The organism is Candidatus Pandoraea novymonadis (genome assembly GCF_003004665.1).
GTDB classification, from domain to species: Bacteria; Pseudomonadota; Gammaproteobacteria; order Burkholderiales; family Burkholderiaceae; genus Pandoraea; species Pandoraea novymonadis.
In genome coordinates, this window is sequence record NZ_MUHY01000001.1 from 229,576 (window position 1) to 244,003 (window position 14,428).

A 14,428-nucleotide genomic window follows, 5' to 3' on the forward strand; every position below is an offset into this window, starting at 1 on the left:
TATTCGATACATGACTTCATTCGCTTTAAAAATAGGCAAGGAAAGGCAAGTTGTTGATATGCTGATGATTGTGTCAATGTGATAACTGCTTTTCCACATATTTATCCACACCGACTGTGGATAAATATGTGTAGTGCGCTTTTTCATTTCCATTATGCTGAAAAAAAACACAGTCACGAAGTACAGCGAAGCTTCAATCAAGGTCTTGAAAGGACTTAATCCGGTTAAGCAACGCCCAGGTATGTATACTCGTACGGAGAATCCTCTTCATATTATTCAAGAAGTCATCGACAATGCCTGTGATGAGGCTTTGGATGGATATGGCAAAGAAATCCTTGTGACGTTGCATGATGATGGTTCGGTATCCGTTGAGGATGACGGGAGGGGTATCCCTATAGGTCTACACCCAGAAGAAGGCGTGTCAGTCATTGAAATTGTGTTTACTCGTTTGCATGCTGGAGGAAAATTTGACACAACGAATGGTCGTGCTTACGCTTTTTCTGGCGGTTTACATGGTGTTGGTGTATCTGTCTCAAACGCATTATCAACTCGTTTGGCAGTGACTGTCTGGCGTGAAAATAGAGTATCGAATATTGAGTTTTCAGGGGGAGATGTTAGTGTAGTGCTTAATTCCCGGCCGGTAAAAAGTGGAGAAAAGAAGAGCGGCACGCGAGTGACAGTATGGCCGGATCAGAAATATTTTCACAGTTTGCAGTTGCCGATTGGGGAACTGCAGTGTTTGTTACGCTCCAAAGCGGTATTGTTACCTGGAGTGCGTTTGACACTTCTGCAAGAAAAAAAATCTCAAACACAGTCATGGTTTTACGAGCAGGGTTTGCACAGTTATTTACTCGAATTGCTCAACAGCGTGGAACCATTAATTCCTTTCTTTGAGGGAGGGAGATTTGCTTCCGATAATAAAGATGGTTTTGTAGAAGGTGAGGGAGCGGCATGGTCTGTTGCATGGACAGAAGAGGGTGAGACCGTGCGAGAATCTTATGTGAACTTAATTCCGACGCCAGCAGGCGGGACTCATGAATCTGGTTTACGTGAGGGTATTTTTCAGGCTGTTCATGGATTCATCGAATTTCATAACCTTCACCCGAAGGGTGTCAAAATTTTGCCAGAGGATGTATTTTCACGTGTATCGTTTGTGCTGTCGTTGAAAGTTCGTGATCCACAGTTCCAAGGACAAACCAAAGAGCGCTTGAATAACCGCGATGCTATACGACTAGTTTCATCGTTTATTCGTCCAGCTCTTGAGTTATGGCTTAATCATCATGTCGAGTATGGCAAAAAGCTAGCTGAACTGGTAATTCGTCAAGCTCAGGAACGCACGCGGGCTCTGAAAAAAATTGAGAAGAAGAAGAGTTCGAGTGTGGTGATATTGCCCGGGAAGCTGACCGATTGTGAAACGACAGACATCATGCGTAATGAACTTTTTCTGGTGGAAGGTGATTCTGCTGGTGGATCAGCGAAGATGGGACGTGATAAAGAATACCAAGCGATCTTACCGTTGCGTGGAAAGTTATTGAATACTTGGGAAACTGAACGCGATCGCCTTTTTTCTAATAATGAAGTTCACGATATCTCTGTGGCGATTGGTGTGGACCCTCATGGTCCGAAAGATGATCTTGATTTATCCAATCTACGTTATGGAAAAATTTGTATTTTGTCGGATGCAGATGTTGATGGATCTCATATTCAAGTATTACTACTAACGCTGTTCTTTCGACATTTTCCAAAGTTGATTACACAAGGACATATTTTTGTTGCACGGCCACCATTGTATCGTGTGGACGTCGGGGCGCGTGGGAAGAAACCGGTACAGAAATATTATGTACTTGATGAAAGTGAGCTTTCTGTAATTCTTGAGAAGTTGCGTAAGGATGGTGTAAAGAAAAATGAATTGTCTATTAATCGTTTCAAAGGTCTTGGAGAAATGAGTGCGGTTCAGTTATGGGAGACAACGATGAATCCAAATACACGTCGCTTGAGTCCCATTGCTCTTGGACAGCTTGATTTCGATATGACAGTAACATCCATGAATATGTTGATGGCCAAGGCTAAATCAGCACATCGGCGTAGTTGGCTTGAGTCTAAGGGCAATGAGATCGAAGCTGATATTTATTAATCTCAGTAGATATCAGCTGCCTTTCACATTTTAATGAGTATTCGTAACTATACGAAAAAAAAGTATAGTTTTTCACTTCGAATAAATTTAGCTTGATCTAAGCATCTATGATGCTGCTTTTTAAGCTTGTCATTTATTTATAAGTAGACTTGTATATATTTGTTTTGAGGTCTTCAGTCATTTTAGAAGTTTATTCAGAGGCTGATATGAAGGAATGAAAAGGTATGGCTCTAATGGCTACCTGACTTTTCACATTATTTATGAGCTAACGTTTTTTGCCTTATGAAACAACAAGATTTATCTTTTCAAGATGACAATGGCACATTAACCCTTGGTGTTTACGCCGAGCATGCGTATCTTGACTATGCGATCAGTGTTGTTAAAGGACGTGCTTTACCAAATGTTTGTGATGGTCAAAAGCCAGTGCAGCGACGTATTCTCTTCGCGATGAAAGAAATGGGATTATTTGCTGATGCTAAGTCAGTTAAATCCGCTAGAGTTGTAGGTGATGTCCTTGGTAAATTTCATCCGCATGGTGATCAATCCGCTTACGATGCACTCGTACGTTTGGCACAAGATTTTTCGATGCGTTACACGCTTATCGACGGTCAGGGCAACTTTGGCTCCCGAGATGGCGATCGAGCAGCAGCGATGCGATATACCGAAGCACGTCTTACCCCGATCGCTAGTTTGTTACTCGATGAAATTGATTCAGGAACGGTGAATTTCATTCCTAACTACGACAGTTCACAAGAAGAACCTCATTTGTTACCTTCTCGTTTACCCTTTGTTTTGCTCAACGGTGCATCAGGCATTGCAGTTGGCCTTGCGACAGAGATACCGTCGCACAACTTGCGTGAAGTAGCACAAGCTACGGTGGCATTGATTCGTAATCCAAAACTTGATGATGCAAGTTTAATGAACTTTATTACTGGCCCAGATTTTCCTAGAGGGGGTCAACTGATTTCTAGCCCTGCTGATATTCTTTCAGTATACATAAGAGGTCGTGGCAGCCTCAAAGTTCGTGCACGTTGGAAGATCGAGAAGATGATGCACGGTCAATGGCAGATTGTAGTTTACGAGTTACCACCAAATACATCTAGCCAAAAAATCCTTGAGGAAGTAGAGGAGCTAACCAATCCAAAAGTCAAACTCGGCAAAAAATCACTCACGACGGAGCAGCAAAACTTAAAGCAGTCAATGCTTTCCATCCTTGATTGCATACGAGATGAATCAGGTAAAACTGCTCCAGTTCGTCTTGTATTTGAACCGAAGTCTAGCAAAATTGATCAGCAGATGTTTATCAACATGCTGCTTGCGTATACCAGTCTAGACTCGTCAATCTCAATTAATCTTGTCATGATAGGCACCGACGGCCGACCGAGACAGAAAACACTGTGTAATATTCTGACAGAATGGATAAGCTTCCGTTTTTCAACGATTACGTCTCGTTCTCAGCATCGTTTAGATAAAGTTGCCGATCGTATTCATGTTCTTGAAGGCCGTTTGATTATTTTCTTGAATATAGACGAAGTGATCCGTATGATTCGTGAATCGGATGAGCCAAAATTGGCATTGATGCGCGCGTTTGAATTATCGGATCGGCAAGCGGATGATATTCTCGAAATTCGCTTGCGTCATTTGGCACGATTGGAGTCTATTAAGCTTGAAAAAGAAGTCGCAACGTTACGACAAGAAAAAACAAAGCTTGAAAATTTGTTGGCGAGTGAATCGGCAATTAACAAATTGATGATTCAAGAAATCGAAGCTGATGCGAAGCAATTCGGAGATGAGAGGCGCACTATTATTCAGGAAGAGAAACGGATTTTTGCTAAGACACGCTTAGCTGACGACCCAGTTACGATAGTTATTTCTAGTAAGGGTTGGATTCGTATACTGAAGGGACATGGGGTTGATACACAGAGCTTCTCTTTCAAAATAGGTGATTCGTTATATAATTCTTTCGAGTGTCGTACGTTGGACTGGTTGATGGCTTTCGATAGCAATGGCCGTGTGTACTCTTTAGCGATTTCAAGCCTACTACCAGGCGGGAGAGGAGATGGTGTGCCAATGACATCGTTGATTCAATTGCAATCCGACTCACGGCTGCTACATTATTTTGCTGGATCATTAGATCATGTACTGTTATTGTCCACGACTGCTGGTTTCGGTTTTATAGCGAAATTGAGTGATATGGTGAGTCGAGTAAAATTGGGTAAATCGTTTATATCGATTGATGATAATACGGAGCTTTTACCTCCTGTATGGATTCGGGATGGTGCCAGCTCTTTAGCATGTTTATCGAGCGCTGGCCATCTGCTTATCTTTAGCTTAGATGAAATGAAGAGGTTATCCAGAGGAGGGCGTGGAGTCAGGATGATCGATTTACATACTGGAGAAAAGCTAATACAAGCTTTGCCGATTAGCCACACCGGGGTTCATGTCTATGGTATTGGCCGAGATAAAAAGGTGAAGAGAAAATTTCTTTCTTGGAAATCGATGGCATTGAATATCGGTAAGCGAGGACAGCGAGGACATGCTCTCACAGTAGGATTATTATCTCCACATTCCATGACGCAAGAAATACAAATTAAAAATTTTGAGAGTTGAAGATCTTACCATTGTACATTTTTAGAAAAATGTACAATGGTATCGTCGTGCGGTATTTATTAGACTTCGGCGATCATTTCGATTTCAACACAGGCACCAAGTGGGATTTGTGCAACACCAAAAGCTGACCTAGCATGCTTTCCTCGCTCGCCAAAGATATCGGCGAGGAGCTCCGATGCCCCGTTCGTAACAAAATGCTGCTCAGTAAAGTCTGGCGTAGAATTGACTAAACTCGTTAGTTTGACGATCCGTTTGACTTTATTAAGATCGCCGGTGTGAGCATGCAAAGTGGCTATCAATTCGATTGCAACACTGCGGGCAGCTGCGCGACCATCTGCTGTTGTGAGCTCTTGACCAAGCTTACCTATCCAGACTTTACCATCCTTTTTTGGTAAATGACCTGAAAGAAATATTGTGCTACCAGTTTGTGCAATCATGACATAGGAAGCAGCAGGAGTACTGGCAGTTGGTAGGTTGATACCAAGCAATTTTAATTTTTCGTAGACAGACATACAATTTTCCTTGAGATGGCAGATGCCGGAGCGATGAGCATGGGTTAATGGATAAAATAAAATGAATAGCTGTGGCGCTTACTCTAAGATATTTAACCGGACATTATATTCAATATAAACTCAGTTGTATTCAATCTTGAGTTTGATGGATGCCATTGCTTCCGAAGCATTGCTCATGAGTGAACGCTTCCTCTTTTATTGTTCAATGCGAAATACTCCTCTTCGATCAATTCATGTATCTCTGACTTCAGTGAAGGGGTAATATTAATGCATACAGTATGGTGCTGTAATTTTATTTTATGTCTTCTAAATTTGATATTGCCGGTGAAAATTGGAAAAGAAATCCTTCTCCTTCAATGTCACCTCAACAGAAGGATTGGTTGACACGCCGTGGTTCCCTTACTTGGCATTTGCAATTGATGGGTCACGTCACCTTGGAGGTGCTTTCTGAGTGTATGGTCCCGGCTGATTCTGATCAGAATGGATGTCTTGCTGTACCACTTCGTGCATCATTGTGGATGCGGGAGGTGATGTTGCTGGTTGAAGGTAATCCCATGGTGGTGGCGCATAGCGTGACACCATTACAAGATTCTCGTTCTATTTGGAAGGCAATGCGGCGCTTGCATACGCGTCCATTGGCAGATATTCTCTATTTTGATAGGGCGGTAGAGCGTTCGATGTTGGTGAATCGTTTGTTATTCCAAGGTCATCGGCTTTATCGTTGTGCCATGAAATATGGCAGGGATCCAAATTTACGTTCACGATTATGGGCAAGACGTTCTGTATTTATACGTCATGGTGCACCGTTGCTTGTAACAGAAGCTTTTCTACCACGCTTTTGGCGTAGTTTGTACTTACGCGATCGCGAGTATTATGAACGTTGAATGAATGGAACTACGTGATTTTTTCTAGCTCTTTTGGATCAAAAGATACCCTTCCGAATCAGAGTGGAAATAATTAAATAAGGTCGGTTTTCTTTTTTGAGTAGCTGATACACTTATTCTCATAAATAACTTGGCGGAGGCGGTGAGATTCGAACTCACGGAAGGGGTTGATCCCTTCGCCGGTTTTCAAGACCGGTCCATTAAACCACTCTGGCACGCCTCCCTGTGAGGATGTGGTCGCTATAGCAAATAGGGGTGTTTGCTTAGTTATAAGATAAAATTCGAGGTATATTACTAGCGCTCACGCTAAACATGTCATTATACCTATCTTAGGCTCTCTGTGAAGAACTAGTAGCTAAATCACATCATATATATTGCTGTGCCTTGTTATGTAGATATGAGAATTGGGCTTAGATTACTACGGAGATAGATATCATTTTTAATTACATGAAAATTTTGTTTTAGCGAGTTTGGTTAAGGAATATAGTTTGCAAATCATTTAGAAAACGCTGACCTAGCGCTGTTGGCGCGATCCGTCCTGGATCGCGAACCAATAAGCCTTTTTCAACTGCTTTAGCTAATGGTTTTGCAATCTGTGATATTGCTAATCCGGTGCGATTAGCGAATGTTTCCGTTTTTACCCCTGCAGTCAAACGTAATACGTTTAACATAAACTCAAATGGAAGATCAAATGGACTTACCTCGATAGAATTTTGAATTGCATTACCTTCCATAGCGGCTTCCATATAGCGTTTTGGATGTTTATAACGGATTTGACGAATCACTCGTTCTTGAAATGAAAGTTTGTTATGAGCGCCTGCGCCGATGCCAAGATAATCCCCAAATTCCCAGTAGTTTAGGTTGTGTTTAGCCTTCTGATTGGGTTGCGCATAGGCGGAAACTTCGTAACGTTCGTAGCCTGAAGTCATTGTCCGTTCAATGATCCAATCCTGCATATCCCCACATATGTCTTCATCGGGAACACTCGGTGGATATTTATAAAATTGTGTATTGGTTTCAATTGTTAGGTGATAGAGAGATAGGTGAGGGGGAGAAAATTCAATAGCTGTTTCAATATCTATCTGGCATTCCAATAATGTTTGTTGTGGCAAGCCAAACATAAGATCAAGATTGAAGTTGTTGAAATATTTTTTTGCTATTTCTATAGCACGACGCGCTTGATTACCATCATGAATGCGTCCCAATTTTTTTAATTGGATATTATTAAAACTTTGAATACCTATTGATAATCGATTTATACCAATTTCACGGAAGGATCGGAATTTTTCAGCTTCAAATGTACCAGGATTTGCTTCCATCGTGATTTCTGCGTCTGGATCAAGCGGAAGCAGGGCACGGATATCTGATAACAGACGTTCAAGTCCGTTTACTGATAAGAGGCTTGGTGTCCCCCCACCGATGAAAACGGTATGTACCTGGCGCCCCCAAATGGTGGGTAAAGTTTGCTCCAAATCCTTTCGCAGTGCCTTGAGATAAGATGTTTCAGGAAATTCTGTTTGCGCGCCTATGCTTTTCCATTCATGTGAATTGAAATCACAGTAGGGACATTTACGTATACACCATGGGAAATGTATGTAGAGCGATAATGGGGGGAGAGATGGCAGACGAATTTCGCCAGGTTTTAGAAAGTTTTGGACGGCTAAGATATTATTGGTATTCATCTATGCTTCGCGATTCAGTTTATGAAGCAGATGCTTTACCGCATGCCCACGATGGCTATATGTATTTTTCACTTCTGGATTGAGTTCGGCTGCTGTCTTCTGTAAAGACGGAATTAAAAAATGTGGGTCATACCCAAAACCATTTAATCCGCGAGGTTGTGTAATAATTTCTCCTTCCCAACGTCCTTCGGCGATGAGGGGCTGTGAGTCCTGGGCATGAAAAATGAGTACTAGAGCACAAAAGTAATAGGCCCGTCGATCATTTTGATTCGCGTATGAAGACAATTGTTCGATTAAATAGTGATTGTTAGCAGTATCGGATTTTGCATAGCCTGCGCGAGCAGCATATCTTGAAGAATATATACCAGGGGCGCCACCAAGAATTGGAACGCATAGGCCAGAATCTTCAGCTAGTGCAGGTAATCCACTAGCAGAGCTAGCATGGCGTGCTTTGGTGATGGCATTCTCGATAAATGTGATGCTAGATTCATTAGATTCTGAAATACCGAGCACACTTTGTGGTATCAGTTGGATGCCTAAAGGCTTCAATAGTGTCGCGAACTCACGGAGTTTTCCATCATTATTTGACGCGAGGACAATTTTTTTAAATGTCATGACAAGAGTCCTAGTGCATATTTTTGTACATCCACGAGTTGCGAAATGCCATGTTTAGCTAGTTTTAGTAAGCAATCATTTTGTTCACTTGTAAATGGAGTGCCTTCTGCGCTACCTTGGATTTCGATGAAATTTCCTGTGCCTGTCATGATGACATTCATATCGGTATCGCACGAAGAATCTTCTATATAGTTTAGATCGAGTATGGGAATGTTTTTATAGAGACCAACTGACACGGCGGCTACATGTTCCTGAATTGGAGACCTACTCAATTTTTTTTCTTTGATGAGAGTATCGATTGCATCATGTGCGGCAACGAAAGCCCCTGTGATTGATGCACAACGTGTTCCGCCATCGGCTTGAATCACGTCGCAATCAATTTGCATTGTGCGTGTCCCGAATGCTTTTAAATCGAACACTGCTCGTAGCGAACGGCCGATGAGACGTTGGATTTCCTGGGTGCGGCCGCTTTGTTTACCATGCGTAGCTTCACGCTCGATGCGGGTATGTGTGGCGCGAGGAAGCAATCCATATTCAGCAGTGAGCCAGCCTTGACCACTGTTATTTAGGAATGATGGCACGCGTTCTTCAACACTGGCTGTGCAGATAACTTTTGTATCTCCGTATTCGATTAGCACGGAACCTTCAGCATAGCGGGTATATTGACGAGTGATCCGGACAGGGCGTAACGTGTTTGGAGAACGGCCATCTGGGCGTTTTGAGTTAGTTATGAAATTCATAATTATGTCCTGCAGGAAATTAAAAGTACTCGGCAATGCGTAGGAGTTAATCTAAATGTCATCGCCAAATACTCCTGAAAGTCGGGTTGTATTACAGAGAAGACTCGGTTACGAACATGATATCGTCTTAAGGAGATAATGTTTAGATATCATTGATACAGGAAATGAGATAATTTTCTCCTTTTAGTATGAGAATTAATCTAGAACAGAATCAAATTCTGTAGCTATGGATCACAATGTCTTTACACAAAATCTTGATGAAAGAAAATCATATTTACAGTATGACGGGATACGCTACTTTGACCCGTACTATAGGATTAGAGACTAATGCGTCGGCTGTGAACGTATCCATTGAGTTACGTTCTATCAATTCACGTTTCCTTGATTTTACGTTTCGTATACCTGATGAGATGCGTTTCTGTGAGTTGGTGCTGCGTGAAGTGTTGATGACGAATTTGTCGAGAGGAAAGGTAGATATTCGCGTAAATGTGCAACGCTCAGACACTGGTATTGTTGGCACGCTTGATACTAATGTCATCCGACATCTTTGCGAACTCGAAGCCAAAGTGCTTGAAATTTTTCCTGGTGTAGAACGTATGGGTACTGGTGAGATTTTGCGTTGGCCAGGTGTACTGAGAGAAGTTGTTGTTACATCAGATTCGTTACGAGATGTTGTTATTGAAATGGGGCGTTCTGCGATTCAGGAGCTTCTTGAGGTTAGAAAACGAGAAGGAAGAAGGCTGAAATCCAATTTACTTGAGAAAATTGACGGTATGGAAAAAATTTTGAGGGAGGTGCAACCGTTAGTTCCAGAGTTGATTGAGCGTCATCAAAAGAGGATTCTTGATCGTTTGAAAGAAGCACTTGGAATTACATTGTTTGAGGGGAGTGCTCAACCAGTCAAAGAAGAGATTGCTGATCGTATTCGTCAAGAGGTGACAATGTATGGAATACGGATCGATATCTGTGAAGAGTTAACTCGTTTAGAGACACATCTTAAGGAAACACGTCATATCTTAAACAATGGAGGTGTAGTTGGAAAACGCCTAGACTTCATGATGCAAGAGCTCAATCGTGAAGCAAATACACTCGGATCGAAAGCGGTATCCAAAGAACTTGGGGATGCCTCAATGGCCCTCAAGATTTTCATTGAGCAGATGCGAGAACAAGTACAGAATTTGGAGTAAACAGCCATGACTTCCGCAGGAATTGGGATACATGAGAAATATTTTGGAAATATCTTCATGGTAATAGCTCCCTCTGGCGCAGGTAAGTCCACACTCGTTAGTGCTTTGTTGGCACAGGATAGTCAGATTAGCTTGTCGGTGTCGTGTACTACACGGCCGCCGCGTTCGAACGAAAAAGAGGGTATCAATTACTATTTTATTTCGATAGAAGAGTTTCAATGTCGCAAAAAATCGGGGGAATTTTTAGAGTCTGCTAAGGTGCATGGTAATTATTATGCTACCTCACGACTTTTGATTGAAGAGCATATGCGTAAAAAAGGGAAAGACGTATTGCTGGAAATTGACTGGCAAGGAGCACTGCAGGTACGTAAGCATTTCGCCAATGCGATTGGTATTTTCATTTTACCACCCTCGATTGATGCTCTAGAAAAACGATTGAAGAGTCGTGGAACCGATGAATGTAGTGTTATTAATCGTCGTTTACTCGCCGCTGGTCGAGAAATGGCACATGCTCCAGAAGCTGATTTCATTGTTATTAATGAAGATTTTCAGCGTGCATTAAGCGATTTGCAAGCGGTTGTAACTTCTACACGTTTACATTTTGACTCACAGCGCGAACGGCATGAAAAACTGTTTATCGAGCTTGGTATTCATTCACTGACAAGTGAGACTAATTTTTAGCATTTGACTTACTGAGTTATGCTATAGATCGAGATTAAAAATCCTATTTAGATCTTATGTATATGTTTAAAAAAATGTGATTTATCACGATTTTTCATTGACTGAGATAGAATGCCTATATACCTTATATTGAGGAGGAATATCTGTATGGCCCGTATTACCGTTGAAGCGTGTTTGAAAAAAATACCGAACCGCTTTGAGTTGGCACTTGCTGCTACGTATCGCGCACGACAATTAGCTCAAGGTCATACGCCAAAGTTGGAAAATCATAAAAATAAGCCCACAGTCGTTGCGTTGCGTGAGATTGCTGCCGGTCAGGTTGGCATTGAGATGTTAAAAAAAGTGCCTCTTTGAGAGGTTCCCACTAATGCGATGTGATGTTTCGGGCCGCTCGATGTAGGTGAAAGAATGAGTTCCACGAAGCCTTCGGATCGATCTATAGCATCATGGGAGCCTGTGTCAGCTTCCAAAAAGCACGAAAGCAATAGTATCACTCGTCAATATATTGATGCATTGCTTGAGCAGTCCTATCGCCATCTTTTCGGGCCAACCGAGACGCCTGACCAGCCGCGTAAGCGAGAAGTTGTCTCTATTACGCGTCTTAATCATTTACTGGCGGGGTACCTGAAAGAGAACGAGATGATGCTCATCAAAGAGGCTTTTCAATTTAGCGATGATGCCCACCTGGGACAGTATCGTCAAAGCGGGCAGCCTTATATTACTCATCCAGTTGCTGTCGCTGAAATATGTGCTGAATGGAAGCTCGATGCGCAATCAGTGATGGCAGCATTACTGCATGATGTAGTGGAAGATCAGGGTGTTACCAAGGCTGAATTGGTCGAGCGTTTTGGTGCTAAGGTGGCTGAGTTAGTCGATGGTTTATCGAAGCTAGACAAGATGGAGTTTCGCAGCCGTGAGGAGGCACAGGCGGAGAGTTTTCGTAAGATTTTGTTAGCCATGGCACGTGATGTGCGTGTTATTCTTGTAAAGCTTGCTGACCGTCTACACAATATGCGTACGCTTGGTGTAATGTCGATGGAAAAGCGTCGCCGAGTGGCGCGTGAAACCCTTGATATCTATGCTCCTATTGCGCATCGTCTTGGTTTAAATAATACCTACCGTGAGCTGCAGGACATGAGCTTTGCAAACTATCACCCACGCCGTTACGCGGTACTTGATAAAGCGGTGAAAGCTGCACGTGGTAATCGCCGTGAGGTAGTAGGTAAAATTCTCGATACTGTGAAACATGTGCTGCAAGATGCGAAATTCGATGTAAGTGTTTATGGCCGTGAAAAGACGCTTTACAGCATCTACAAAAAAATGAAAGAAAAACAGCTTTCATTTTCACAGGTGCTTGATGTGTATGGTTTTCGCGTCGTGGTCGAATCAAGTTCACATTGCTATATTGCTATCGGATTGTTGCATGCTCTTTATAAGCCTCTTCCTGGAAAATTTAAGGATTACATTGCAATTCCGAAGGTAAATGGGTATCAGTCGTTGCACACGACGCTTGTAGGTCCGTTTGGGACACCAATTGAATTTCAAATTTGTACGAACCGAATGCATGAAATTGCAGAAGCTGGGGTTGTGGCACATTGGTTGTATAAAAACGGTGGCGCAGACATGAATGATGTACAACGTCAGGCTCATAAATGGCTGCAGTCGTTGCTCGATATTCAGAGCGAGACTGGGGATTCAACTGAGTTTCTCGAACATGTCAAGATTGATCTTTTCCCGGACGCAGTATATGTTTTTACACCAAAGGCACGCATTATGGCGTTGCCTCGTGGTGCGACAGCAATTGATTTTGCGTATGCTATTCACAGTGATCTTGGTAACCAGTGTGTGGCAGTTAAGATCAATAACCAGCTATTACCTCTTCGATCAGAACTCAAAAATGGGGATATCGTTGAAGTTATTTCAGGCCAATATTCCAAGCCAAGTCCTGCTTGGCTTGGAATTATCCGTACTGGCAAGGCGCGCTCAGCGATTCGTCATTATTTAAAAGCGATGCATCTCAAAGAGTCTATGCAGTTAGGTGAGCGTCTAATTGATCAGGCACTGAAAGGTCATGCTCTCTCAATGAGCGAGATTAGTGAGGAACTTTGGATCAAACTCCTTAAATGGACAGGTAATAAAGACCGTCAGGAAATTTTTGCCGATATTGGCTTGGGGCGTCGGGTAGCGGCCGTGATTGCTAAACACTTAGTCATGCTGTACTCCGATAAAGTCACTGAGAATCAAATCGGTACCCATCATAAAGGTGTTGATATTCTTCGTTCTAATGAATCGGCTGGCTCGCCACCGATCTTAATTACTGGTACCGAAGGTATGTCTGTACAGTTTTCATCGTGTTGCCGCCCGATTCCTGGAGATAGTATTATGGGATATATTGGTACAGGGATGGGGATGGGAATCCATACGACAGAGTGTCCGGTTGCTAGACGAATCCATCGTAAAGATTCGATGCGCTGGATCGATGTTGCTTGGTCACCACAACCCGGACTCCAATTTGAGGTGGCCATCCATGTTTTGGTACACAACAATCGGGGGGTATTCTCGCGTGTGGCAAGTGATATTTCGTTATCAGATGCGAATATTATTCACATTAGCATGGAAGATGTGATACCGAAAGAGTCTGCAACGCTGTGTTTCCTCATTCAGGTAAGTGATCGCGTGCATCTAGCCAACGTGATACGCCGTGTGCGTGTTAATTTGGATGTGATGCGTGTTTCACGAGCACTTCCTAGCGAACGCCATCAGAATGACGTACATTCTTCGAATACTATGCGCATCATACGAAATCTTGAAGATCATTATCTTTAATGTTAGCGGTCTTTTTATTTCATGGGCATGGTGATTGTTAGCCTTGTCTCGATAAAACTAGAATCATCACAATGGATGCGCTTGTTGAAATTTTTTGTGATAACTTGGTGAAGTTGCAGATTTTTGAAGTTTTTGACTGATCAATTGCAAGAATTGACCAGTCAAAATATTTTGGTGGAGCCGGCGGGAATCGAACCCGCGTCCAAAAGCACGCCACGAACAGTTCTACATACTTAGTTCTATCTTTCGATTTAACTGTACTGACGCGGATGAACACGCTTCAGGACAGCGATTCACTTAATTTTCGGCCTTGGTGTCGTGACACCAACAAGGATTAACTGACGTATATGACCTCTGGCGGTATTGCTACCGGTCTTGCGACGGCTAGTCCGTCAGTGAACTAGGCAGAGGACGGCGACCCTTAGGCTGCCAGTGCGAACGTTTCGTCGTTTGCAGTTACGTTTTTCCCATTGATTAACGAGGTAACGGGTCCTCGATATGCCCTGACCGTTTTGTAACCCTTGTCGAAACCAAGTCGGCCCCAACGATCGTATTAT

At 42.7% G+C, this 14,428-nt stretch carries 11 protein-coding genes, 1 tRNA gene and 1 other RNA gene; 7 read left to right on the forward strand and 6 right to left on the reverse strand.

The window, feature by feature from the left end:
• Positions 1-154 precede the first annotated feature (154 nt).
• Both BZL35_RS00980 and parC read left to right on the forward strand, forming a co-directional pair.
• Positions 155-2,134, forward strand: a complete 1,980-nt coding sequence (locus tag BZL35_RS00980; protein ID WP_106181992.1) for a DNA topoisomerase IV subunit B — start codon at positions 155-157, stop codon at positions 2,132-2,134.
• 282 nt (positions 2,135-2,416) lie between these two features.
• A complete protein-coding gene (gene parC, locus BZL35_RS00985; protein WP_106181995.1) occupies positions 2,417-4,744 on the forward strand; it encodes a DNA topoisomerase IV subunit A in 2,328 nt (775 codons plus the stop codon).
• Positions 4,745-4,803: 59 nt separating this feature from the next.
• Here parC and BZL35_RS00990 read toward each other — a convergent pair whose 3' ends face one another.
• The gene (locus BZL35_RS00990) at positions 4,804-5,256 is read right to left on the reverse strand and encodes a RidA family protein (protein WP_106181997.1); all 453 of its coding nucleotides are present in this window, start codon (positions 5,254-5,256) and stop codon (positions 4,804-4,806) included.
• A gap of 356 nt (positions 5,257-5,612) precedes the next feature.
• On the opposite strand from BZL35_RS00990, the gene BZL35_RS00995 reads away from it, so the two are divergent.
• Complete coding sequence (locus tag BZL35_RS00995; protein WP_245916312.1) at positions 5,613-6,140, forward strand: chorismate--pyruvate lyase family protein; 528 nt, start codon at positions 5,613-5,615, stop codon at positions 6,138-6,140.
• Between the two features lie 131 nt (positions 6,141-6,271).
• On the opposite strand, the gene BZL35_RS01000 is transcribed toward BZL35_RS00995, so the two are convergent.
• The 4 genes from BZL35_RS01000 to rph form a co-directional block, all read right to left on the reverse strand.
• Positions 6,272-6,363: transfer RNA gene (locus BZL35_RS01000), tRNA-Ser, on the reverse strand.
• A gap of 238 nt (positions 6,364-6,601) precedes the next feature.
• Positions 6,602-7,822 carry a radical SAM family heme chaperone HemW gene (gene hemW / locus BZL35_RS01005; RefSeq protein ID WP_106182002.1) on the reverse strand — a complete coding sequence of 407 codons (1,221 nt, stop codon included), beginning with the start codon at positions 7,820-7,822 and terminating at the stop codon, positions 6,602-6,604.
• The gene (rdgB, locus tag BZL35_RS01010) at positions 7,823-8,437 is read right to left on the reverse strand and encodes an RdgB/HAM1 family non-canonical purine NTP pyrophosphatase (protein ID WP_106182005.1); all 615 of its coding nucleotides are present in this window, start codon (positions 8,435-8,437) and stop codon (positions 7,823-7,825) included. It lies immediately after the preceding gene.
• The gene (gene rph / locus BZL35_RS01015) at positions 8,434-9,168 is read right to left on the reverse strand and encodes a ribonuclease PH (protein WP_106182820.1); all 735 of its coding nucleotides are present in this window, start codon (positions 9,166-9,168) and stop codon (positions 8,434-8,436) included. Before rph ends, rdgB begins: the two co-directional genes overlap by 4 nt.
• Positions 9,169-9,413: 245 nt before the next feature.
• Between rph and BZL35_RS01020 the strand changes: the two genes are divergently transcribed.
• From BZL35_RS01020 to BZL35_RS01035, 4 genes are all read left to right on the forward strand, one after another.
• Positions 9,414-10,364: a YicC/YloC family endoribonuclease gene (locus BZL35_RS01020; RefSeq protein WP_245916313.1), complete on the forward strand. Its 951-nt coding sequence runs from the start codon at positions 9,414-9,416 to the stop codon at positions 10,362-10,364.
• A 6-nt stretch (positions 10,365-10,370) separates the two neighbouring features.
• Positions 10,371-11,045, forward strand: coding sequence for a guanylate kinase (gene gmk, locus BZL35_RS01025; protein WP_106182007.1), 675 nt, complete (start codon positions 10,371-10,373; stop codon positions 11,043-11,045).
• Between the two features lie 147 nt (positions 11,046-11,192).
• Entirely contained in the window at positions 11,193-11,399 is a 207-nt protein-coding gene (rpoZ, locus tag BZL35_RS01030; protein WP_106182009.1) for a DNA-directed RNA polymerase subunit omega, read from the forward strand.
• Positions 11,400-11,453: 54 nt separating this feature from the next.
• Positions 11,454-13,871 carry a RelA/SpoT family protein gene (locus BZL35_RS01035; protein ID WP_106182011.1) on the forward strand — a complete coding sequence of 806 codons (2,418 nt, stop codon included), beginning with the start codon at positions 11,454-11,456 and terminating at the stop codon, positions 13,869-13,871.
• Between the two features lie 172 nt (positions 13,872-14,043).
• Here the strand turns inward: BZL35_RS01035 and ssrA are convergent.
• Positions 14,044-14,414, reverse strand: a transfer-messenger RNA (tmRNA) gene (gene ssrA / locus BZL35_RS01040).
• Positions 14,415-14,428 lie beyond the last annotated feature (14 nt).

Bases quoted from the DNA above. Each gene is read 5' to 3' on its own strand.
- BZL35_RS00990 (WP_106181997.1), bottom strand. From the start codon at position 5,256: ATGTCTGTCTACGAAAAATTAAAATTGCTTGGTATCAACCTACCAACT.
- BZL35_RS00995 (WP_245916312.1), top strand. From the start codon at position 5,613: ATGTCACCTCAACAGAAGGATTGGTTGACACGCCGTGGTTCCCTTACT.
- rpoZ (WP_106182009.1), top strand. From the start codon at position 11,193: ATGGCCCGTATTACCGTTGAAGCGTGTTTGAAAAAAATACCGAACCGC.
- rdgB (WP_106182005.1), bottom strand. From the start codon at position 8,437: ATGACATTTAAAAAAATTGTCCTCGCGTCAAATAATGATGGAAAACTC.
- BZL35_RS01035 (WP_106182011.1), top strand. From the start codon at position 11,454: ATGAGTTCCACGAAGCCTTCGGATCGATCTATAGCATCATGGGAGCCT.
- BZL35_RS00980 (WP_106181992.1), top strand. From the start codon at position 155: ATGCTGAAAAAAAACACAGTCACGAAGTACAGCGAAGCTTCAATCAAG.
- hemW (WP_106182002.1), bottom strand. From the start codon at position 7,822: ATGAATACCAATAATATCTTAGCCGTCCAAAACTTTCTAAAACCTGGC.
- parC (WP_106181995.1), top strand. From the start codon at position 2,417: ATGAAACAACAAGATTTATCTTTTCAAGATGACAATGGCACATTAACC.
- BZL35_RS01020 (WP_245916313.1), top strand. From the start codon at position 9,414: ATGTCTTTACACAAAATCTTGATGAAAGAAAATCATATTTACAGTATG.
- gmk (WP_106182007.1), top strand. From the start codon at position 10,371: ATGACTTCCGCAGGAATTGGGATACATGAGAAATATTTTGGAAATATC.